The sequence below is a fragment of the Cupriavidus sp. 01L415 genome, assembly GCF_056400065.1.
This window is the reverse complement of sequence record NZ_JBFTSP010000012.1, coordinates 22,550-44,614: the sequence shown is the minus strand read 5'-3', so window position 1 is coordinate 44,614 and position 22,065 is coordinate 22,550. Positions and strand designations below refer to the sequence as shown.

Sequence of the window (22,065 nt, the reverse complement as noted above, 5' to 3'; positions counted from 1 at the left end):
GCTAGGTTGCCTCGTCGCCGCCATTGCCTTGTCCGGCTCGCCACTTCGAGACACTGCAACCAAATTGCCCGCCAAACCAGCGCGAAAACGCACTCAGCGAGGAAAAGCCGAGCAGCGTGGCCACTTCCGACAGCGGCCGCGACGGGTTCTCGATATACCGGGTCGCCAGCCCCGCGCGCGCTTCATTGACGATGTCCGAGTAAGTCGTGCCGAGTTGCGCCAGATGCCGATGCACCGTACGCCGATCCACCCCCAGATGCTCGGCCACGCGATCGACAGTGCACAGGCCACCGGGCAGCAGCGCAAGCACGAGCTTGCGCACCTTGTCGTCCATCGTGGTATTCGATTGGGCCAGCAGCGTGCCCAGATAGCGCCTGACCTGCTGCGCCATGACCGGATCGTACGACGGCAGTGGCGCCTCGAGGTCCGAGGCCACGCAGACAATGCCATCGAAATCCTGGTTGAACAATGCCTGCATGCCGAACACGCGCAGATAGGTCGCGTGGCTCTCCGGCGGCGAATGAGAAAAGCAGATGCTGCGCGGCCGCCATGCGGGTCCGAGGAACAGGCTCAGCATCCGGAACATGACGCCAGCGGCCAGTTCCGTGGCCTGACGCAGGGTGCCGGGCTCGTCGCTGAAAATGTGCAGCCGGATCACCACCAGTCCCTCGTCGTCCTCGACGCGCATGGCCAGCGCCTCGTTCTGCAGGCCCATGTATCGCACCATCGATTCGAGCGCGCGCCGCAGCGTGGGCTCCTCGCGCACGACGAAGGCCAGCGGGCCGAGGTTGGAAAACTGCCGCTGCTCGGCCAGGCGCAGGCCGAAATCCTCCGCATGCCCGGCACGCGCCGAAGCCTCGAGCAAGCTCCCCACCCGCGCGGCCGGAATGCGGATATCCGGGTCCAGCAGCGCATCGCGGCTGATCCTTGCCGCACGCAGCATCTGGTGTGGATCGAGCCCCACGGCGCGCGCGACATCCACGTAGTTGGTGAGGCTGGCACTGCGCAGAAAGTAGGACATCGTGTTTTCCCTGACTGTCCCAAAATGTAAAGAGGCCGTCCCGCAATGTCAAATCCTGCAGCGCCATTGTCCGATACTTGCAGCACTGATTCACGTATCCGACATGAGGAGACAGACATGCAATTTCTTGACGATTCGCTGCACCCCGAGAACATGAACAAGGTGGTCATCACGGTGGCCCCCTATGGCCCCGAGTGGATGCCGGAGGACTTCCCGGAAGACATTCCGGTGACGATGGAAGAACAGATCCAGAAGGCGGTGGACTGCTACAACGCCGGCGCCACCGTGCTGCACCTGCACGTGCGCGAACTGGATGGCAAGGGTTCCAAGCGTCTCTCCAAGTTCAATGAACTGATCGCTGGCGTACGCGCAGCCGTACCCGACATGATCATCCAGGTTGGCGGGTCCATTTCCTTTGCGCCGGAAGACGACGGCCAGGCGGCCAAGTGGCTGTCGGACGACACGCGCCACATGCTGGCCGATCTCGATCCGGCACCGGACCAGGTGACCGTGGCGATCAACACCACGCAGATGAACATCATGGAGCTGCTCTACCCGGAGTATCTCGAGGGTACGTCGCTCTCCAATCCTGCGTTCGTCGCTGCCTACCGCGAGATGACCGTGCCGGCGGGCCCGGGTTGGGTCGAGGAACACCTGCGCCGGCTCTCCGCCGCCGGCATCCAGCCGCATTTCCAGCTCACCGGCATGCACGCGTTGGAAACGCTGGAGCGCATGGTTCGTGCCGGCGCCTACAAGGGTCCGCTGAACTTGACCTGGATCGGCATCGGCGGCGGCTTTGACGGCCCCAATCCGTTCAACTTCTTCAACTTCGTCCACCGTGCGCCCGACGGCTGCACGCTGACCGCGGAATCGCTGCTCAAGAACGTGCTGCCGTTCAACATGATGGCGATGGCCATGGGCCTGCATCCGCGTTGCGGCATTGAGGACACGATCATCGACCAGCACGGCAACCGCATGACCTCGGTGCAGCAGATCGAACAATGCGTGCGCGTGGCGCACGAACTGGGCCGCGAGATTGCTACCGGCAAGGAAGCCCGCGAGATCTATCGCATTGGCACCTGGTATGACAGCGCAGAGGAAACGCTCGCCGCGCACGGCATGGCGCCGAACCGCAAGCCGGGCGAGAAGAACCTGCCGATGCGCGCCGCTGCCTGATCCGCACCATGCCCGCCACCAACCCCTGCATCAACATCTGCCGCATGGACCTGGCGGGCAAGTACTGCCAGGGCTGCCGCAGAACCACTGTCGAAATCGGTCTCTGGGAGCGGATGACCGATACGCAACGCGCCGACGTGCTGGCGGCGTTGCCACAGCGCGCGCCCGGGCGCGGCGCTTCCTCCCTGCCGCCACCGGGTCGACCTTGACCCTCGCGCCGCATCTCACATGCGGCGCCCCTTTCCCCCCGGGTCTGCCAATTTCAGACACTTTCCCTGAGTCCAAAGCGAGGCGGACCCGGCTTTTACTCGCTCGTGCAGATTCTTATAAATTGATCATGGAGACAACAATGCTCAAGCGCCCTGCCCTTCTTCGCATGCGTCATGCGGTCATCGCCGCAGCAATGACGCTGGTCATGCCTGCCGCGATGGCCTGGACCAACAAGCCCGTGCGCGTGCTGGTGCCGGCGCCCGCCGGCGGCACCATGGATGTCATGGCGCGCCTGCTGGCCGACCAGCTTTCCGCCGACCTCGGCCAGCCCGTGGTGGTCGACAACAAGCCCGGCGGTGGCGGCGCCATTGCGATTTCCGCGTTGCTCGCGGCACCGGCCGACGGCCAGACCATCATGGTGACGGCAACCAATGTGCTGACGGAAGTCCCGCAGGTACAGAAGGTTGCCTATGACACCATGCGCGATGTCCGGCCGCTGGCAGCGGTGGGCCGCTCGCGGATGGTGCTGGTCGGCACGCCGTCGCTGCCCGCCAAGGATCTGAAGAGCCTGATCTCCTACGTCAAGGCCAATCCGGGCAAGCTCGGCTTTGCCTCGTACAGCGCGGGCACGGCATCGCACTACGCCGGCGCGATCCTGAATCAGGAAGCCGGCATGGACCTGCAGCACGTGCCGTTCGCCGGCTCGGGCCCGGCACTGGCCCAGGTAATGGGCGGACAGATCCCGCTGATGTACGACGGCATGGTGACGTCCCTGCCAATGATCCGCGCCGGCAAGGTCCAGCCGTATGCCGTGGCGTCCAAATCGCGCTCGCCGCTGCTGCCGCAGGTGCCGACGTTCGCCGAACAGGGCTACCCCGATATCGATTTCAGCAACTGGGTTGGCGTGGTCGCGTCCGCGCAGATGTCGGCCGACATGTCGCAGAAGATCCAGGCGGCGGTCTACAAGGCCGCAGGCATGCCGAAGCTGCGTGAGCGGCTGGAAGGCCTCGGCTATGAGCCGATGCCGCCGGAATCCCTGTCCGAACTCGGCCGCGATCTCCGCACCGAATACGATCGCAATGCCGGCATCGTGAAGACGTTCAATATCAAGCCCTGATTCGGGCCTTGATTCACCGCAGTAAAAAAGCAGCCGACGAATTCATCGGCTGCTTTTTTTACAGCATCTCGCGCGTCACTGCGCCGGGTTGCCGTGAGCCAGCCAAGGCGTGGGAGGGCGGCACCGCCCCAGCACGCCCAGCGGTCCCATATGCCGGAATAGCGACTACTATGAACAGACGCACTGCTGCGTGGGATAACGGCAACGCTGAGGGGGGACCGCAATGGCGAGAAGACTGAACCGGCTCGCAGTGATGGCTACGGCACTCATGACACTGACATTGGCGATTGGCTCACGCGCCGATGAAATCCCGCTGATTACTGGCAAGCAGTGGACAGACTCCTCTGAACTGACAAAAAAAGCCTACCTTGTAGGCATTGCCAACGTGCTTCAGGTTGATATCGCCTATCACGAAGGCAAGCCGCCGCCCGATGGGCAAAGCATCGTTCCCCGCTTTGCAAGGGGGCTCAAGGGCCATTCGCTCGACTCCGTGCGCCAGGGCTTGGATCGCTGGTACGCGGCACATCCTGACCAGTTGCAGCGGCCGGTCATTGAAACGATCTGGTTCGAAATGGTTGTTCCCGGTCTGCAGACCAAGAAGTAAGGTGACGCCATGAAACGACTCCAACTGATTGGTGCGGTGCTGGTCGCCGCTGGCGCTGCAGGATGCACGAATATGACACCGCAGCAGCAAGGCACCGTGACCGGTGCTGGCATCGGCGCCGCAGCAGGCGCGGGCATCGCGGCCATTGCCGGAGGTAGTGGCTGGACTGGCGCGGCGATCGGCGCCGTAGCCGGTGGCGTAGCGGGCAACATCAAGGGAAGCAAGCAGCAGCAGTGGTAAATCGCCCTGCCGGGCGCCACTCGACTGCGGTGCTCCACCTCGACGCGCGATATCGCGCTCCACGTGGGCGACAACCATATGGCAGAGCGAAGGCGTGAACCATGAAGGCGGTGCAACGAGGTAGTCGCTTCAATTGGGGCAATATCAAGGCACCTCTTGCAGGGCTCGGCAGGAAGCGTCTCGGCGTCGCCATCCTCTTTGCAATCGCTACCGGCTCGGGACATGCCGAATCGCCGGATGCGAACGGCTGGAAATTTGCAATTGCGCCGTACCTCTGGTTACCCAACGTGAGCGGAGCCCTGAGCTTCTCCGGAAATTCATCGACCGGGGGCGGCAGACTTGACCTCGGAACAGGGCCGGACAGCTATCTCCAGAATTTGCAGTTCCTTCTGATGCTGCAGGCCGTAGCCAGCAAAGGGGACTGGGCCATCGTGGCCGATGCGGCATACCTTGACTTCAGCCACCAGCAAACCACCCTCAATTCCGTCGGCGCGGGGAGCGGCGCGACGATTGCCATCCCGCGCGAGTTGGCAACCAATACAGGCAGCAGCCTGAGCGGGGGGCTGTTCGGACTCGCCGGCGCCTATACCGCACTGCGGGCGCAATGGGGGACGGTCGAGCCGCTCGGTGGGCTTAGATACCTGAACCTGAGTGCCAACGCGAACTGGGCGTTATCTGCCACGTTCACGCAACAAGGCGCGACGCTGGCGACGCAGGGAAGCCTGTCGCAGACAGCAAATATTGTGGACGGAATCATTGGCGTTCGTGGACGAATACGCGTCGGAAGCAATGACAGATGGTATGTGCCGTACTACCTCGACGTCGGGACCGGTTCCTCCAGATATACGGTGCAAGCGTCCGGAGGCGCCGCCTATGCGGCAAAGTGGGGGGATGTGCAACTGCTTTATCGCTACCTCACTTACCAACTCGGTAGCGGCGACCTGGTTCAAAGGCTTACCCTGAAGGGCCCCATGCTGAGTGTCGCGTTTCGCTTCTGAATTCCCTCCAGCGCAGAACCCTTTGTTTACAGGTAAAAAAACGGGCCCCATCTGAAAGACGGGACCCGTTTTGCGTTTCAACGAATGTTGTTAGCGGCTAGCCGATACGGGCCGTTTTCACATTCACACTGCTAGGCTGCTTATCGGTTCCGCAGTCGCTTCTTGTCGATCTTCCCGACACTGGTCTTCGGAATTTCCGCCACGAAGGCGATACGGTCGGCCTCGGGCACCGCGAACTTGCTCAGGCGCTGCGCTGCCACCTGGTCCAGCAGTTGTTCCCGGATCTGGTCCGCACCAACCTCGGCGCCCTCCTTGCGCACCACGAACGCCATCGGCCGTTCGCCCCAACGGGCATCGGGCACGCCGATCACCGCGCACTCCAGCACGCCCGGCACACGGGTCACGAGATGTTCGATCTCGATCGACGACACCCATTCGCCACCGGTCTTGATCACATCCTTGAGACGATCGACGATCTGCACGAAGCCATCCTTGCCCATCACGGCCACGTCCTGCGTGTGCAGATAGCCGCCGGCCCAGAGCTCCTCGGATGCTTCCGGCTTCCGGAAATATCCGCGCGTCAGGTAAGGCGCGCGCAGGACGATTTCGCCCTGGCTCTGGCGATCGCGTGGAAGATCGCGCATGTCCGTGTCGACGATGCGGAAGTCGACCAGCGTGACGGGCCGCCCCGTGGAACAACGCATGCGGACCTCTTCCTGGCGACTCGCGGGCGTGACGCCCGGGGGAATCTGGGCCAGCGCGACGATCGGCCCCGTTTCCGACATGCCATAGCCCGCGAAGATGTCGATGCCACGTGCCAGCGCTGCCTCGCAGAGCGAAGGCGGCAGGGCCGAGCCCCCAATGATCATCTTCCAGCCCGACAGGTCCTGTCCGCCCGTCTCCGCAGCCTGCAGCAGCATCTGCAGGATGGTCGGCACACAGTGCGAGAACGAAACCTTCTCGGTGTCGCGCAGCTTCAGCAGCAGGTCCGGCTGGTAGCGACCGGGCAGTACCGTGCGCAGGCCGAGCATGATCGCCACATACGGCATGCCCCACGCCATGACGTGGAACATCGGCGTGATCGGCATATACACGTCCTCGCGGTGCATGCGCTGACCTTCGCGCGGCGAGCACAGGCTGGTCGCGGTGGTCAGCGTGTGCAGCACGATATCGCGATGGCTGTAGCAGACGCCCTTGGGGTCTCCCGTGGTACCGGTGGTGTAGAACGTCGCGGCCTTCGTGCGTTCGTCGAACTCGGGAAAATCGAAGTCCGCCGACGCGTCGTCAAGCAGCGCCTCGTACTCGCCGGCAAACGGGATGGCGCTGTCCGGTGCCGGCTGGCCGTCGGCCATCAGCACGAAGCGTGGCGAGCAGGTGAGATCGCCACGGATCTGTTCGAGCACCGGCACGAAGTCCGGATGCACGAGCACGACATCCGCGCCCGCGTCATTGAGTGTGTAGAGGATCTGCTGCGGCGACAGGCGGACGTTCACCGTGAAGAGGGTGGCGCCCATCATCGGCACGCCGAAGTAGCACTCCAGGTAGCGATGGCTGTCCCAGTCCATCACCGCAACGGTGGAACCGTGGCGCACGTCGAGCCGGGTCAGCGCGGAAGCCAGCCGGCCCACGCGCTCGCGGAAGGTGCGGTACGTATAGCGCATCTCGCCGCGATAAGTGATCTCCTGGTCGCCATAGAGGCTCATCGCGTTGATCAGCAACTGCTTGACCAGCAGCGGATAGGCGTAAGCCGAACGCGTCGGCTCAATCAGGTTTTGCTCCATGTTTCTTCCTGAAAAATCGATCAGTACGGCACGGTGCCGATGATGCCGGCGCGCTCCATCTTGCGATGGCATGGCGGATAGTCCATCACCGCATAGTGCTGGGTGGCGGTGTTGTCCCAGATCGCCACACTGCCCGGCTGCCAGCGCCAGCGCACCTGGTACTCGGGGATGTACACCTGGGAGACCAGATAGCGCAGCAGATCCGACGCGCCGGGATTGGCGTCCTGGCCGAATCGCACGCGCGACGCCGTGTGGAAGTTCGTGAAATGCGTGGTGAACGCATTGACGTAGAGGATCTTCTCGCCGGTGTCCGGATGCGTGCGCACCACCGGGTGCTCGGCATCGGGATACATCGCCTTGAGCGCGAGCCGCTTTTCGATCGGCATCGCCGCGCCGAAGCTGGCTTCGATGCTGTGGCGCGCGCGCAGGTCGGCGATTTGCGTCTTGATGTGATCGGGCAGGTTTTCGTAGGCGAGCGCCATGTTCGCCCACATCGTGTCCCCGCCCACCGGCGGGCACTCCACGCAGCGCAGCACGGCGCCGAACTGCGGGGCTTCACGCCACGTGGTGTCGGAGTGCCACGCGTTTTCGTAGCGGTCGTTCGGCTGGTCAGGTGACTTGTAGATGCGGACCAGGCCGGGATGCTCGGGATCGCTGCCGGCGACCGGATGATCCTCCAGCTCGCCAAAGCGGCGCGCAAACGCGACGTGCTCGGCGCGGCTGAATGTCTGGTCGCGCAGGCACAGCACGCGGTGCTTCAGCAGCAGGCTGCGGATGTTGCCGAACAGGTCGTCGTTGTCGATGGCCTCGGCCAGATTCACGCCGACGAGTTCAGCGCCGATCGAGTGGGTCAGTAGTTTGACTTGCATGACGTGGTCCTCAGAGAACAAAGATCGACGAGCCGGTGGTCTTGCGCGATTCGAGGTCGCGATGCGCCTGCACGGCGTCTTCCAGCGCATAGCGCTGATTGATCTCGATGCGGATGCGGCCGGAGCCCACGTGATCGAACAGCTCGCCAGCCAGTTCGGCCTTTTCCGCCGGATCGGCGATGTAGTCGGCCAGCGCCGGGCGCGTGACGTACACCGATCCCTTCATCGCCAGCAGCACGGGATCGAACGGGGGAATCGGTCCCGATGCGGTGCCCACGCATACCAGCAGCCCGCGACGCTTGAGCGAATCGAGCGACGCCATGAAAGTGCTTTTGCCCACGCTGTCGAACACCACCGAGACGCCCACGCCATCGGTCAGCTCGCGCACGCGGCGAGCCACGTCCTCATGGCTGTAGTTGATGATGTGGTCACAACCGTGCGCGCGCGCCACCTCGCCCTTGGCTTCGGACGACACCGTGCCGATCACATTGAGGCCCAGCAGCTTCGCCCATTGGGACACGATCAGCCCGACGCCACCCGCGGCGGCGTGCAGCAGAATCGTATCGCCGCGCTTGAACGAGTGGATACGGCGCATCAGGTAGGCCGATGTCAGCCCGCGCATCGTCATGGCCGCGGCGGTCTCGAAGCCGATGGTCTCGGGCAGGCGGATCAGCGGCGCGGCCGGCACCACGCGCTCGGTGCTGTAGGCACCCAGCGTATTCAGGAAGCCCGTGTAGGTCACGCGATCTCCGACCGCCACGTTGGTCACGCCAGCGCCGATGGCCTGCACTACGCCAGACGCTTCGACGCCCATGCCGGCGGGCATCGGTACCGGATAGGTGCCGTTGCGGAAATAGGTATCGGCGTAATTCAGGCCGACTGCCACGTGGCGGATGCGAACCTCGCCCGGACCGGGATTTCCCACTTCCACGTCTTCATAGCGAAGCACCTCCGGTCCGCCGGTTTCATACATGCGCACTGCCTTGGCCATCATCTTGTCTCCTGGATTTGCTGCGGCACGACGCGTGCCGCCACGACTGCAAATTTAGGGCGTCGGGCACCTTTCCGCTTTGCAATAGCCACATCCGACTTTGCATTTCATGCCAGCGCCGCCTATCATCTTCCGCAGCATCACGCGGCGCGCCGGATGCGCCGCGTACATAACAAGAACGGAGACAAGATTGAGAACGCTGCTGCGAGCGGCCGCCCTGACGAACTTCTTCGAGGTGGCGGAAGCGCTGAAGCTGAATCCACAGCCTTTGCTACAGAAGGTGGGATTGAGCCGGGCGATGTTGGCCGATCCTGAACAACGCGTCCCGGCCGACGCCTGCGCGAGATTGCTGGAAGCGGCGGCCGAGGCATCGGGATGCCTGACCTTCGGCCTGCGCATGGCCGAATCGCGGCAGTTGTCGGATTACGGCGTCATGAGCCTGCTGATCAGCCAGCAGCCGACGCTACGCAGCGCGCTCGAGACGAGCATCCGCTACCGTCACCTGGTCAACGAGTCCGTGGCGACCCTGCTGGAGGACATGGGCAAGATCGTGCTGATTCGCCAGGAGGTGGTGCTGAATACGCCATCCCGGCAAGGCACGGAGCTGGCCATTGGCGTGATCTTCCGCCTTTGCCGTGCGCTGCTCGGGCCGAACTGGCGGCCGCTCAGCGTCAGTTTCACGCATGCCGCGCCGCCCGACCTGCAGGTGTACCGCCGCCTGTTTGGCTGCCCGGTCGAGTTCGGCCAGGAGTTCAACGGGATCTCCTGCCTGGCTGCCGATCTCGACGCGCCGAACCCCACCGGCGATCCGGCGATGGCGCGGCACGCCCAGCGGCTTGTCGAAACGCTGCCGCGTGTCAACGAGCCATCGATCGGTCGCGAGGTGCGCAACGCGGTCACCCTGTTGCTGCCGATGGGGCGGGCCACCAGCGAAGCCGTGGCGCAGGGACTCGGCCTGAGCCTGCGCACGATGCAGCGCCAGCTCGACGCGTCCAACGAGACCTTTACCGATATCCTGAATGACGTACGGCGCGAACTGGCGCTGCGCTATGTGAGCAACACGTCGTATTCGCTGTTGCGGGTGGCCGAGCTGCTCGGCTACGGGTCGGCCAGCTCCTTCACGCGCTGGTTCTCGACGCAGTTTGGCGAGGCACCGGTGGTCTGGCGGCGGCACCACGGCACCGGTCGCTGACGCGTGTCATCGCTGCCCGCAATCAGCTGTGGCCGCGCACGCGGGCCATGTTGCTCTTGATGACGTCGAGCACGGCGGCAGTCAACAGTGCCGTCGACTGGCCGAACATCAGGATGCCGTGCGCGGCTTCTATCGGCCCGAGCATGCGCCAGCGCGCGGACATCACGATATCGCCGTAACCCAGCGTCGCAAAATTGACAGCCGAGTGATAGAGCGCCTTCGCAAAGCTATCGAACTCGCCAAGCACCATGAACAGCCCGGCCCAGACCACCATCTGCGCGAAGTTGCACGCCAGCGCGAGCAGCATGACGATCATCAGCAGCGAAATATCCATCCAGAGCGGCTCGCGCCCCTCCCAGCGAGTGCGAAAGCCCGCATAGTGGCGCAGGCAGATCGCCACGGCGATCCCCTGCAGCAGCAGGCACAGCAGCATGACCGGGATGGCGACCAACAATTGAATCCCCATTGCCACCCCTCAGGTTGATGCGCCCGCCGGTGCAGTGCGTCGCCGATCCAGCCAGCGCAGCATCACCACGGCATACAGTGACACGCCGATAAACAGCCCCATCCGGATGGCAAAGGCGCGGTAGACGTCCTTGCCTGCCGCGCTGTCCTCGACGGACTGTCCCAGCAGGATGATCAGCGTGACCAGGCTGTTGAGCCAGAAGCCCGGCGTTGCGCGCGTCGGCCGGATGGCGAAGAGCCTGCGCGCGATGACCAGCGCGAACAACAGCGTCCACAAAAAGAACATCCAGAGGTGAACAAACAGGCCGAGTGCGAACCAGAAGACGATGGCCAGCAACCCGCCCAGCAACGTGGAGCCGAGCAGTTCCATTGCCGCGCTGCGTGCCGTCGTGCAGCTCTGCCTGCCAAGACTGACCGCTTTCATGATGATCGGCAGGTAGCTAGCGGGATCGGTCAGGGCCAGCAGGAACGCCGGCATGACAACCAGCGTCGCGCGCCACGCCATGCGGTCGGCTTCGTGCGCGCTGACCGCAGGGCGCGCGGCGGCCGGGGAGGCATCCCGATCCGGGATCAGCCAGTGGCAGACATTGAGCGCCAGCGCGCCGAGCAGCAAGCCTCTGGCCAGCGCGCCGATCACGCTGAGCGCCAGGCCGGTATCCAGGGTTCCGGCCACCGGGATCAGTGCAATGCCTGCCGCAAGGAACGTGGCCACCAGGTTGTTGCCGCCACGCAAGCCATAGCGGAATGCAAGGAACAGACCCAGCCCCGCCATCAGCACACCGCTCAGTGATGCATACAGCAGGAACGGGACCAGCAGCAAACCGCTCGCGGTGGTCAGCGCCACCAGCACCACCATCGCCAATGCCGCTTTCGCTGTCACGGGGCGATCGAGCGAGGCGAACAGGAACACGGCCAGCACGGGCGCCACCATCGGAATCGGCCATTGGAAGCCGAAGCTGATGGTCAGGCTGAGCCCAGTGCCAAGCGCCAGCCGTAGCGCGCGGCGGGCGCGGTGGGCGCGCCGCGCGGCGGCGCTGGCGATGGTGGCCTCAGTAGACATAGGACAGCCAGCTCATCAGATGCACGAACAGGCGACCCAGTGGATTGAGCGGGTTGCCTGTCAGCGGAAACGCCATGACCTCCGCCTGTCCGCCGACACGGATACCCCGCAGCGTGCGCAATTGCCCGGGGTCGATCTCGATCACCACGGGAAATCGCTGGGCGGGCCGCAACCAGTCGCGACTGTTCTGCACCGTCGGCAGGCTGCCGGGCGGCGGCGCCTGCCCCGCACTGACGCCAAAGCCGATGCTGCGCACCTTTCCCTGCAGCACCTTGCCTGGCAAGGTATCGAGCACAATCGCCACCGGCGTGCCCGGTTCGACATGGCCAAGGTTGTTCTCGGTCATGTCGGCGGTAATCCAGACGTCGTGGATGGCGATCAGCGTCATGACCGGGTTGCCGGCTGCGGCGTATTGCCCGGCTTCCGTGCGCAGATCCGTGATCAGGCCCGCCGTGCGCGCGCGTACCTGCGCGTTGGCAAGATCCAGTTCGGCCTTTTCCAGCGCCGCGGCGGCGCTGCGCAGCTTCGCATTGTCTTCGTCGCTGCCACCCTGCTGCTCCCGCGCCCGATCCACCTCGGCACGCGCGGCGGCGGTCTGGCTGATGGCCTGCGTGTGGGTGGCCCGTGCCACTTCAAGCCGACGCACGGAAACCGTCCCCGGGTCCTCGCGATACAGCCGCTCCAGCCGTTCGCTGTCCTGGCGCGCCTTGAGTTCGTTGGCCTGCGCCGCGCGCAACGATGCCTGCGCGGAGGCAATGCCGGCGGTATTGGCACCGATCTGGCGTCGCGTGGCTTCGAGATCGGCGCGCGCGCGGTCGACCGCAATGCGGTAGTGCTGGGGATCGACCTCGAACAACAACGCGCCCGCCTCGACGTTCTGGTTGTTGCGCACGTGTACGCGCGTGACGCGTCCCGGCACCTCCGACGCCACCGCAATGACAAAGGCCTGCACACGTGCCTGTTGCGTGTAGGGCGTGAGGCGGTCGGCGAGCAAATACCAGAGCAGGCTCACCAGGATCAGCACGACGGTCCAGCGGACACCCCTGCGCGACGGATCGGCGGCAGGCACTGGCGCTGGCGCTGGCGTGGGCGTTGGCGTTGGCGTTGGCGTTGGCGTGCCAGGCTCCCCGGGCTGCCCGGGCGACGTCGCATCACTCATGACCACCGGCTCCCGGAGTCTCTTCCAGCAATCGGCCCCAGTCCGTACGTTGCTGCATCTGCTGGCGCGTCGCCGCATCGACCAGTGGTGCCTCCGTATGCCAGCCACCCCCGAGTGCCTTGTACAGATCGATCAGGGAATCGACCGCACTGCTGCGATTGACCAGATAGGCGTCCTGCTGCGCGAAGAGCGCCCGTTGGGCATCGAGCACGCGCTGGAAGTCGCTATATCCCTCGCGAAACAAGGCGTTGGCCAAGGTCAGGGAGCGATTGGCGGCCTGGGCGGCCTCGCGCAGGATGTCCTCCCGTTCCAGCGCCTTGAGCAGGCCGTTTGCAGCGTCATCGGCCTCGCGTGCCGCCTGCCGTACCTCGTTCTGATAGGCGACGATCAGTTGCTGCAACCGGGCATCCTGCACGCGAATGTTGTTGGTAATGCGGCCGTAGTCGAAGATATTCCAGCGCAGGCTGGGCCCGCCCACCAGCAGCAGGCCGTTCTGGGTGCCCGGCAGGGAACTGGCCGACCACCCGATGCTGCCGAGCAGCGTCAGCGACGGATACAGATCGGCCTTTGCGACGCCGATCAACGCCGACTGCGCGGCGATCCGCAGCTCCGCGGCCCGGATATCGGGGCGCCGCAACAGCAGATTGGCAGGCACGTCCTGCAGGATCGCGCGGTCGATCCTCGGCAGTACGCCTTCCTTGTCCTGCGCATCGGCCAGTTCGGGCACGGGCCCGGGCGGCCTGCCGATCAGGATGACGATGGCGTTGCGCGCCAGCGCCATCTGCCGCTCCAATTCGGGAATGGCGCTCAGCGTGCCGAAATACTGGGTCTTGGCCTGCTGCAGATCGAGCTCGTCGCTTTCGCCGGCCTTGAACAGCCGCTCGGTGATCTCGTAGCTGCGCTTCTGCAGACGGGCGTTCTCGCGCGCGATGTTCACGCGGGCCTCGGCCGTGCGCATCGCGAAATAGGTCCTGGCAAGCTGCGCGTGCAGCAGCACCAGCACGTCCTCATGATTGGCCTGGGCGGCAAAGTATGCGGCGTCGGCGGATTCGATGGCGCGCGCGAATCGCCCCCAGAAATCCAGCTCCCATCCGATATCGACGCCGGCGCTGTACTCCCAGACGCGGCTGCTCTGCGCCGATGGCCCCGACTGGCGGCTATGGATATACATGACGTCCGCACCTGCCTGCTGGCGTTGCGGATAGCGCGCCGCCATTGCCATGCCGAGCTGGGCGCGCGCCTCCATGACACGCAGTCCGGCGATCATCACGCCGGCGTCATGGGCGTCCGCCTCGACGATCAGCCGTTCCAGCACCGGGTCGCCGAAGATCTGCCACCACTGCCGCATCTCGGGTTGCGCGCGCGATTCGCTGGCCTGCGTGACTGCCGGGCTAGTCCACTGCCCGCTCCACGCTTCGCGCTGCGGCTGGAAATCCGGCCCCACGTGCGCGCAACCGCCGAGCATCGCCGTGAACACGATAGCGATGACGATCCAGCACTGATGCGCGCGCACCGGGGATGGCATCGCTATCCGCCAGCGGCCCCGCTATCGCCACGGCTCCCCGATTCGTTTTCCGGCAGGGGTGGGTTCTCGACCCATTGCCAGAACAGCTGATAGCCGACCGCCAGCGCCACGGGCCCGATGAACAGGCCGATGACCCCGCCGGTCACCATGCCGCCCAGCGCGCCAATCAGCACCACCGGCATCGGCACGTCCACGCCGCGGCCAAGCATCATCGGCTTCAGTACGTTATCGGCCAGGCCGGCGATAAAGATGTAGACCGCGAAGATGATATTGATGACGCTGACCTCTTCGGTCGCAAAGACATAGATGATGACCGGCACCGTGATGAGCGTGGCGGGAAGTTGCATGATGCCAAGCAACAGCACCACGAGTGCCAGAACCCCGGCGCCGGGCACGCCCTTGATGACGAAGCCGATGCCGATCAGCAGCATCTGGATAAAGGCGATGCCCACCACGCCCTGGGCCACCGCGCGCACGGTGGCGGTGCACAACGCAGTCAGGCGCGGGCCCCGGTCCGGCCCTGAAATACGCGTGGCGATCTGGATCGCGCTGCGGGTGCCGAGCTCGCCATAGGCCATGAAGATCCCGGCGACGATCAATGCGCCGACAAAGATCAGCAGCCCCGCACCGACGCCGCGCATCGCGCCGAGCAATGTCACCGCCGTGGCCTTGATCTGCGGCGTCAGCCTTTCGGCGACGGCAGCGACATCTGTGGCGGCAAGCGTCCAGAAATCAAAGACTTTCTGCCCGATCAGCGGCCAGCTCGCCACCGATTCCGGCGGTGGCGGAATATGGATGTTGCCACTGTGGGCAATGTCCATGGCCCGCTCCACGGAGTCGATCAACGCGATGCCGAGCATACAGGACGGCACGAGAACGACGCAGATGGCCACGAAGATGATCAGCGTGGCGGTGCGCCCTTCGCTCGAGAAGAGCTTGCCTCGCAGACGTGTTTGCAGGGGGTAGAACGTGATCGCGAGAATCATCGACCACAGGATCAGGCTCAGGAATGGCTTGAAGATCTCGAAGCAGGACATCGCCAGCAAGGCGATCAGGCCGAAGCGGATCAGCACATCGATCAGCGTGCGGGAGAATAGTGGGAGCGTGATTCGTCCAAGCGGCATCATCGGTGCGGGAACCTGAAGGCGTTCGCGAATGGGGAAAAGGGTCAACTGGGCGGCGCGGGATACGTCGTCCCGCGCCGCCCGACGATCTACGGTGAAACCTTGTTCCAGCCGGCCACGGGGTTGAACGATTCGATCGCCTCCGCGCGTGCGTTGGTGTCCTTGCCCAGATCGCGCTCATAGACCTGGCCCTGATGATTGACGATAAAGCTCTTGATGCCCGTATCGCCGTATCGCACCGGCCAGGCGAGCACGCCGAAGCCGCCAAAGAGATACCCGTTGGCTATGTAGGAATACTGGCCGCCATCGGCGGCGGGGCCTTGCGACGTCAGCAGCTTGTAGCGGTAGCCGTGATAGCCGTCGGTGCCGATGTTGCGACCCACGGCTTCAATAAAGGCCGGGCCCAGCGGGCTGGGCGGCTCGCCCTGCGCGGTGGGCCAGAAAAGGCCGTCGCGCTTTCCCGGCGAACTGACGAGCCGTTTGGCGTAGACGGCCATCCCGTTACCGCCGTGGTCTGTCTGCGCGTATTCGCGCTGCGCGTCGTAGACCGCGAGCATGGTCTGGATCGTCGACAACTCGTTCCGGCCGATACGCCGCAGGCGGATCTCGGCGATCCCCGCCTGCGTGTCGAAATACCAGCGCTTGTTGCGCTCGACCAGCGGAATCGGCAACGTCCATCCGTCGTCGCCGACGACGATGCGCGCGGTGCGGGCATCGACCGCCTGAATCGCGTGCGCGCGGCCCCAGGCCGCGAGGAACCGGTAGCGCAGGTCGGCGCCCAGCGGTGGAATGACCCGCCGCGACGCGGAGCCCAGCAAAGCATCCATGGCGGCATCGTTACTGGTGGTCACCGCATCGCCAAACGCCTGCATTGCCGCTTCGGGCGAATCGAACGCCTTCTGCGCATGCGCGGCCGATGCCAGCCCGAAGGCCAGCGACAGCGGGAATGCGGCGGCCGCGAAGGTCGCTCGCCAGGTTCGTGTCAATGCGCGCATGGATGCCCCCTTCCGCATACGTCAGTGGTTGAGCTCAACGCCGTCCGCCGCCACGGCCACCGCCACCGCCACGCCCGCCGCCGCCGAAGCCACCTCCTCCTCCGCCGCGCCCGCCACCACCGCTGAAGCCACCGCCACCGCCGTGCTGGCCGCCACCGCTGAAGCCGCCACCACCGCCATGCTGGCCACCGCCGAAGCCCGAGGCGCTCGAACTCGCCCGGCCACGATCAAGATCGCGCTGCGCGGTATTGGCGCCACCGCCAACCCCCTGGAACGCGTTATCACGCCCGCCGCCGCCCCCGCCACGATTGCCGGCGCCCGCCCGGTCGGCACCCGACCTGTCAGCCACGCTCACGCGATCTCCCGATCGGTTCCCCGCGCGGTCCCCGCTCGACCTGTCGGCCACGCCGGCACGATCTCCCGATCGATCCCCGGCGCGATTGCCGGCGCGATCACCCGCACGGTCTCCGGCTCTGTCGCCGGCCCGGTCTCCCGTCCTGTCTCCGGCGCGGTTCCCCGCACGGTCGCTCACGCCGGCCCCGTCACGCCCCCGGAATTCGTTGCGACGGTCCGCACCTGCCACGTTGTTGCCGAATTTTTCGCGCGTGGCGTTGTCGCGGTAGGACACGCCCTTGCGATGGCTCGAATCGTGTTGCCAGCGATCGCCGCCCTGAACCTTGGTGCGGTCAAAGTTGCGATCGATATTCGTGGCGCGATTCACATTGATGTTGACGTCGCCGCCGCCCCAATTGCAGCCGCCGAAGATCGCCCCGGCGGCGGCGAGCCCGACCCCCCAGGCGAAACCGGTCATCAACGCGGCGCCCGGGTAATAAGCGGGATATGGCGGCCAGTAGTACGGCGGATACGTCGGATAGCTCCACGCGCCATACACCACGGTGGGGTTGTAGGCCGGTACGTAGATGACCTGCGGATTGGTCGGTTCGATCCGCACGACGGTCTGCGTGGTGCCGGTGCCTTGCGCAGGGGCGGCACCGGCAGCGGGGGCAGGCGCGGGCTCGACGATGACTTTCTGCTGCTCGTTGGATTTCAGGTTGCCCGCGTCACGGGCCTTGGCTCTCAACCTTTGCACGGCGGCCAGGACATCCTTTTCCTGCGCCAGGAAGGCGTCGCCGAGCTTCTGGGTCCAGTCGAGCTTGTCGTTCATCGCCTCCAGCACCTGCGGAAAGGCCACCAGCGACTTCACGCTGACGTCCCAGCTCTGGCTCTCGACCGCCTTGAGCGCGGCATCCCCTTTGACATTGGGATTGGCCTTGACCCATCGCGCGGCCTGCACCACTTCAAGTGGATAGGTCGACGCCATCAGCGACTGCGCAAGCACGGAGTCCGGGTAGAGCGCGATGGGCGCCACCAGCGCCTCGATTTCCTCGGGCTTGAACGTGGGAGCCTGGGCCTGGCTGGACGACTGGCCAGACGGCTGGGTGGAAGGCTGGGCGGGAGGCTGAGTGGATGCGCCTTGCGCCCTCGCGCCGTCAATGCTCGCGATCAGGCAGGCAAGAATCCACGCTCCGGTCCAGCGGAGTCTTCGCGCGCTACAGAGGGTCATGGCCTCCTCCTTGACGGCGCATGCTGCCATCATGCTGATCTTATAGATGCCCCGGCCACCGTCCGCAATGGCACCTTGGTCCAATATCGGCCAAGCCTGGCGCTACCGCGCTGCCATCCAATCCTCCGCAGCGTCCGGCGGCCTTCCTCGGGCGGACAAGTCCTGTCACGGGAATCGCCGGATTGCCGGGCGCGCCATATCGGCTGACCGATCCCGGCTGTGATCTACCTGATACTTGTCGATCGCCATGTCGCATGGCGCATGCGGACCGGGGGCTTCGCCATTTCGAAACGTTTCAACAAAGAATGGCGTGTAGTCGCTAAAGATTTTGCGTCTGGTGACTCAATAATGCGATGGGCGTTCCGCCAAATTTTATCGTTGCTGGCCAGATGAGGGAGGGAGATATGCGCTTTGCGGCATTCCACGCATCGTACTTGTCGATGTTTCTGCTAGCGGCTTGCGGTCCCCGCGAGCAACCGGCCACTCCCGGCGGCAGCAAGGTCGCGGCAGCGGGGAGCAGCGAGGCTGCTGTCGCCATCGCACCGCAACAAGCCGCCGAGAGACCAGCGACCGCAGGGCCAGGACGATACACAATCGCCATGAGTCCTCAGGGCCGTACGGGGCCCCTGCTCCTCGACACACAGACGGGTCGGGTCTGGCAGTTGAGGGACTTCCCAGGCCTGGAAGGCAACCCGAACGCATGGCAGGAAATGACGATCATCGACGACAAGGCCGGGATGGGGATCACGACCGGGCAGTTCCAGAAACTCTATCCCCCGCGCAACAGCGCGCCGGCGAGAGAGACAAGCCGACACAGGAGATGAGTGTCGGCGGGGAGGTGAAACTGGCCACTGGGCCTTTTCATTGCTGACGGAAACCGTGGGCGGAAAGCCATGAACGACGACCAGTGCTTTACGTAGCAGAAACAGGGGAAGCAGAAAAAGCAACAACAGGCGGAGACGCGCGAACCCGATCGGGTTGATCACCGCTGAAGCCAGTTTGTCAAAGGCCCAAAGCGCGCTCGCGGGGCCCAGGTGCTACGCAGCCGGTCGTTGTTTATGAATCGTGGCCATCATGCGATCGCACGTACGATTGCTCGTCAGCCCAAGCAGCGTGGAGACGCTGTCGCGCGGCACGCCGGAGAGCAGCGCGCGGCGACAGTACGTGTTTCTGAGGATGCGCGGACTCATATCATCGGCCTCGTAGGCAATGGCCTCAAACGCGTCGCGCACGATGTTACCGAGACTCATGTCGGTAATCGGCGCGCCGCATGACCGTAGCGCGAAGAGCAGGTTTCCAGCGATCGGGAGAGAAGCTCGCACAGTCTTCCAGGCATCCATGGCGGGAACGGCGAACGGTTCCAGTGGAACGGACCGCGCGGCCTTCGCGCCCAGCTCCGGCACATGGAGGCAGGGATGCGCGGATAAATTTTGAAGATCATGAAGAGCCGCGGCCCGGCCTTCCGCCGCCGTGACGCCGGTACCCAGAAACAATGCCAGGATGGCCCGCATGCGAAGTTGCGGGATATCATCACCCGGAAGTGGCTGGACGAAGTCCTGTAGCTGCTCATCGACCGCCTTGGGCAGGAAGAGCGGAGGTGATCCTGCATTCGACCAGCTACCCTCACGTGCGGGCTCGGCTGCAGGGTTGGTTTCGCGCATGCCGATCTCAACGAGGTGACGACAGAGCCGGTCCAACAAATGCAAATAGCGCATGCGTGTACTCGGTGTGTAGGTCGCCGCCCCGGGACCAAGCCAAAAGGCTTCGATGTGGTCCGGTTCGAAGTCTGCCAGCGTCACGCCGTGGCCAACCAGGTGTCGATGAAAGCGATCCAGCATCGCACGATGCTGGATGATCGACTGCCGCGCGAAACGACGGGTGCCAGTGTCGGTCGACAGGCGATCTTGCCAGTCGGCATAAGCAAGGGACGGATTCCTGAGCCACAGATTGTTCATAGCGCATGACCTGCCGGGGCAAAAAAGGAAAAACAGAGTCCTCGCGGCTGTGCCGGAAGGCGAGCCGCAATGCCACTGCAGTCAGGCAGTGGAGTGGCGAGAGGGAAGGTGTGCTACGCCGGGGAATGCGGTGAGCCCGCAATCCTCAAGCGATGGGGATGGGTATAGATAACGAGGCTGCCGGTGCGAACGAAGCCGAGAAGCGTCAGTCCGGCCGATTCTGCCAGGCGCCCCGCCAGCGCGGTGGGCCCCGACACAGCGGCAAGAACGCCCGCCCCAAGTGCCGCGGTCTTCAGTACCATCTCGTAGCTCGCACGGCTGGTCACGAGCACTGCGCCATGCGCCACGTCTATGCTATTGCGAGCAATGGCACCGGCCAGTTTGTCGAGCGCGTTGTGGCGCCCCACATCCTCGCGTACCAGTATCAAATGTCCGTCGGCGCGCATCCATGCGGCAGCATGCGTGGCGCCAGTGCTGCGCTGCAGGTTCTGCCTTGCGCTCAGCGCCAGAAATGCTTGATCGAATACCGCCGGATCGAACGACGCGCCACTGCGCACCGGCGCCGGCGTGCGCATCACCTCGTCAAGCGACTCGGTGCCGCACAAACCGCACCCCGTGCGTCCGGCCAAGGCACGGCGACGGACCTTGAGGGCGACGAACGCTCCGGTCGCAAGCTCCACCTTCAGCGTCACGCCGTTGGCGCCCGGCTCCACGTCAATCGCGTAGATATCGCGTGCGCTGCCGACAATGCCTTCGGTCAGGCTAAAGCCGATCGCGAAGTCCTCAAGGTCCGACGGCGTGGCCAACATGACCGCATGCGCGATGCCGTTGTACTCCAGCGCGACCGGAACTTCCTCTGCCAGACAATCCACTTCCGCTGACACAGCGCCGGCGCGCCATCGCCTCACTTCGCGCGTACATTGCGTCAACGGCGTCGTCATGTCGGGGGTCAGATCCTCGCCGGTGGGGTCGTTCATCATTGCTTACCTCTCAGCTGCTTTGCGCCATGCGGCACCGGCCTGCACCGGGCGCGCTGCATGTGACGGAAGCGTGGTCACGTCGACGTAGGCACCGGGGCATCGATAGGTTGAATACTAGAATAGGAAGGCGCGCCGACGAGATTACAGACGAGCCATTGCTCCGACGGAACAGTTGCAGCGGTTGTCGAGCGCCCCGCCGACTCGGTCTCCTTGTCACCCCCCACCGCACGGAGGAGGGATCACGCAAGTCGCGTCAATGACCGCAACTCGTCAGCCACAAAGACCCGAGCCATGGTTATCCATGGAAAGCGCAGCGAGGTGCCCGGGCGATAGAACGAAATCATCGGGAAATGCCCGTCAAGCATGCACTTGAAGTGGCGAATGCCTTTTTGGGGGTGCGTGACCGTGTAGCTAGCGCCGTGAGCCAATTCAAACTCTACAGGTCCTTGATGGAACACTATGGAGTGACCGCCGACGATACCCTTTGCGCCGCCACTCGATTCGCCATCTTCAGTTCGAGAAAGTCTGAGTACGAACCAATCCTCGAAGGCCAGCGTTGTCTTCCCTGCACCGACCTCCATGAGCCATTGATCCACGCGTAAGCATGGAGGAGATATCGCATCCAGGTTGATCGATTGACGCTTTTTCTTCATTCCGCTTTCAAGCTAAGTTGCATGCCATGCGTGGGATTCCCTAGGTAAGAAGAAGGCAGAAGCTCACGAAGATCTGGTGCGAGATCACGGATGAGTGCTTCGACACGCTGCTCACAGCCATTTGGACCTCTGGGTGATGCCGCGCCATGCCTGCCGCATGCACGGCTACACCGTGCAAGTCCCTATGACGGGACTGTATCTCTAGACGACTGCAGAGCACGGATACAGTTCGCCGTGGCGATGGCCGGAACAGTCAGCAAGCCAGAGACCCTGCTATTCCTGTCAGCAGTTGAACCGGCTCCAATCAACATCGAGAGACACCAACACCGGCAGCGCTGCCATGTCGAATACTCCATCCAACTACCGTTGAAAGTCGGTGGTGTTAA

The 22,065-nt window shown here is 64.3% G+C and carries 21 protein-coding genes; 7 read left to right on the top strand and 14 right to left on the bottom strand.

What is annotated here, in order from left to right; all coding sequences use genetic code 11:
- Window position 1: 1 nt before the first annotated feature.
- The gene (locus AC1DOX_RS18105; protein ID WP_441619267.1) at window positions 2-1,021 is read right to left on the bottom strand and encodes an AraC family transcriptional regulator; all 1,020 of its coding nucleotides are present in this window, start codon (window positions 1,019-1,021) and stop codon (window positions 2-4) included.
- A 117-nt stretch (window positions 1,022-1,138) separates the two neighbouring features.
- On the opposite strand from AC1DOX_RS18105, the gene AC1DOX_RS18100 reads away from it, so the two are divergent.
- The 6 genes from AC1DOX_RS18100 to AC1DOX_RS18075 all read left to right on the top strand — a co-directional run bounded on the left by AC1DOX_RS18100 (window position 1,139) and on the right by AC1DOX_RS18075 (window position 5,366).
- The gene (locus tag AC1DOX_RS18100) at window positions 1,139-2,197 is read left to right on the top strand and encodes a beta-keto acid cleavage family enzyme (protein ID WP_441619265.1); all 1,059 of its coding nucleotides are present in this window, start codon (window positions 1,139-1,141) and stop codon (window positions 2,195-2,197) included.
- A gap of 8 nt (window positions 2,198-2,205) precedes the next feature.
- Window positions 2,206-2,406: a DUF1289 domain-containing protein gene (locus AC1DOX_RS18095; protein WP_092141770.1), complete on the top strand. Its 201-nt coding sequence runs from the start codon at window positions 2,206-2,208 to the stop codon at window positions 2,404-2,406.
- 140 nt (window positions 2,407-2,546) lie between these two features.
- On the top strand, window positions 2,547-3,524 hold the full coding sequence (locus tag AC1DOX_RS18090; RefSeq protein ID WP_441619262.1) for a Bug family tripartite tricarboxylate transporter substrate binding protein: 978 nt from the start codon (window positions 2,547-2,549) through the stop codon (window positions 3,522-3,524).
- A gap of 268 nt (window positions 3,525-3,792) precedes the next feature.
- A complete protein-coding gene (locus AC1DOX_RS18085) occupies window positions 3,793-4,128 on the top strand; it encodes a hypothetical protein (protein WP_441619260.1) in 336 nt (111 codons plus the stop codon).
- 9 nt (window positions 4,129-4,137) lie between these two features.
- On the top strand, window positions 4,138-4,368 hold the full coding sequence (locus tag AC1DOX_RS18080; RefSeq protein WP_092141786.1) for a YMGG-like glycine zipper-containing protein: 231 nt from the start codon (window positions 4,138-4,140) through the stop codon (window positions 4,366-4,368).
- A gap of 101 nt (window positions 4,369-4,469) precedes the next feature.
- Window positions 4,470-5,366 carry a hypothetical protein gene (locus tag AC1DOX_RS18075; protein ID WP_441619258.1) on the top strand — a complete coding sequence of 299 codons (897 nt, stop codon included), beginning with the start codon at window positions 4,470-4,472 and terminating at the stop codon, window positions 5,364-5,366.
- A gap of 140 nt (window positions 5,367-5,506) precedes the next feature.
- Here the strand turns inward: AC1DOX_RS18075 and AC1DOX_RS18070 are convergent, their stop codons facing one another.
- The 3 genes from AC1DOX_RS18070 to AC1DOX_RS18060 are packed head-to-tail and all read right to left on the bottom strand — an operon-like array spanning window position 5,507 to window position 9,007.
- Window positions 5,507-7,147 (bottom strand): fatty acid--CoA ligase, encoded by a 1,641-nt coding sequence (locus AC1DOX_RS18070; protein WP_441619256.1) that lies wholly within the window; start codon window positions 7,145-7,147, stop codon window positions 5,507-5,509.
- A gap of 20 nt (window positions 7,148-7,167) precedes the next feature.
- Window positions 7,168-8,016 carry a TauD/TfdA dioxygenase family protein gene (locus AC1DOX_RS18065; protein WP_441619254.1) on the bottom strand — a complete coding sequence of 283 codons (849 nt, stop codon included), beginning with the start codon at window positions 8,014-8,016 and terminating at the stop codon, window positions 7,168-7,170.
- A gap of 10 nt (window positions 8,017-8,026) precedes the next feature.
- Window positions 8,027-9,007, bottom strand: a complete 981-nt coding sequence (locus AC1DOX_RS18060) for a quinone oxidoreductase family protein (protein WP_441619434.1) — start codon at window positions 9,005-9,007, stop codon at window positions 8,027-8,029.
- 190 nt (window positions 9,008-9,197) lie between these two features.
- Between AC1DOX_RS18060 and AC1DOX_RS18055 the strand changes: the two genes are divergently transcribed.
- On the top strand, window positions 9,198-10,199 hold the full coding sequence (locus AC1DOX_RS18055; protein ID WP_441619252.1) for an AraC family transcriptional regulator: 1,002 nt from the start codon (window positions 9,198-9,200) through the stop codon (window positions 10,197-10,199).
- Window positions 10,200-10,221: 22 nt separating this feature from the next.
- Here the strand turns inward: AC1DOX_RS18055 and AC1DOX_RS18050 are convergent, their stop codons facing one another.
- The 10 genes from AC1DOX_RS18050 to AC1DOX_RS18005 all read right to left on the bottom strand — a co-directional run bounded on the left by AC1DOX_RS18050 (window position 10,222) and on the right by AC1DOX_RS18005 (window position 21,679).
- Window positions 10,222-10,665, bottom strand: a complete 444-nt coding sequence (locus tag AC1DOX_RS18050; RefSeq protein ID WP_441619250.1) for an ion channel — start codon at window positions 10,663-10,665, stop codon at window positions 10,222-10,224.
- Between the two features lie 9 nt (window positions 10,666-10,674).
- Window positions 10,675-11,724 (bottom strand): DUF2955 domain-containing protein, encoded by a 1,050-nt coding sequence (locus AC1DOX_RS18045; RefSeq protein WP_441619248.1) that lies wholly within the window; start codon window positions 11,722-11,724, stop codon window positions 10,675-10,677.
- On the bottom strand, window positions 11,714-12,883 hold the full coding sequence (locus AC1DOX_RS18040) for an HlyD family secretion protein (RefSeq protein WP_441619246.1): 1,170 nt from the start codon (window positions 12,881-12,883) through the stop codon (window positions 11,714-11,716). The genes AC1DOX_RS18045 and AC1DOX_RS18040 overlap by 11 nt, the downstream gene beginning before the upstream one ends.
- On the bottom strand, window positions 12,876-14,348 hold the full coding sequence (locus AC1DOX_RS18035; RefSeq protein ID WP_441619432.1) for an efflux transporter outer membrane subunit: 1,473 nt from the start codon (window positions 14,346-14,348) through the stop codon (window positions 12,876-12,878). Before AC1DOX_RS18035 ends, AC1DOX_RS18040 begins: the two co-directional genes overlap by 8 nt.
- A gap of 62 nt (window positions 14,349-14,410) precedes the next feature.
- Window positions 14,411-15,535: an AI-2E family transporter gene (locus tag AC1DOX_RS18030; RefSeq protein WP_441619244.1), complete on the bottom strand. Its 1,125-nt coding sequence runs from the start codon at window positions 15,533-15,535 to the stop codon at window positions 14,411-14,413.
- Between the two features lie 86 nt (window positions 15,536-15,621).
- The gene (locus AC1DOX_RS18025; protein ID WP_441619242.1) at window positions 15,622-16,527 is read right to left on the bottom strand and encodes a DUF2950 domain-containing protein; all 906 of its coding nucleotides are present in this window, start codon (window positions 16,525-16,527) and stop codon (window positions 15,622-15,624) included.
- Window positions 16,528-16,561: 34 nt separating this feature from the next.
- Window positions 16,562-18,091, bottom strand: a complete 1,530-nt coding sequence (locus tag AC1DOX_RS18020) for a DUF3300 domain-containing protein (protein ID WP_441619240.1) — start codon at window positions 18,089-18,091, stop codon at window positions 16,562-16,564.
- Between the two features lie 1,037 nt (window positions 18,092-19,128).
- The gene (locus tag AC1DOX_RS18015) at window positions 19,129-20,046 is read right to left on the bottom strand and encodes a tyrosine-type recombinase/integrase (RefSeq protein ID WP_441619238.1); all 918 of its coding nucleotides are present in this window, start codon (window positions 20,044-20,046) and stop codon (window positions 19,129-19,131) included.
- 113 nt (window positions 20,047-20,159) lie between these two features.
- A complete protein-coding gene (gene fdhD / locus AC1DOX_RS18010; RefSeq protein ID WP_441619236.1) occupies window positions 20,160-21,026 on the bottom strand; it encodes a formate dehydrogenase accessory sulfurtransferase FdhD in 867 nt (288 codons plus the stop codon).
- Between the two features lie 239 nt (window positions 21,027-21,265).
- Window positions 21,266-21,679 (bottom strand): hypothetical protein, encoded by a 414-nt coding sequence (locus tag AC1DOX_RS18005; protein WP_092141821.1) that lies wholly within the window; start codon window positions 21,677-21,679, stop codon window positions 21,266-21,268.
- Window positions 21,680-22,065: the final 386 nt, after the last annotated feature.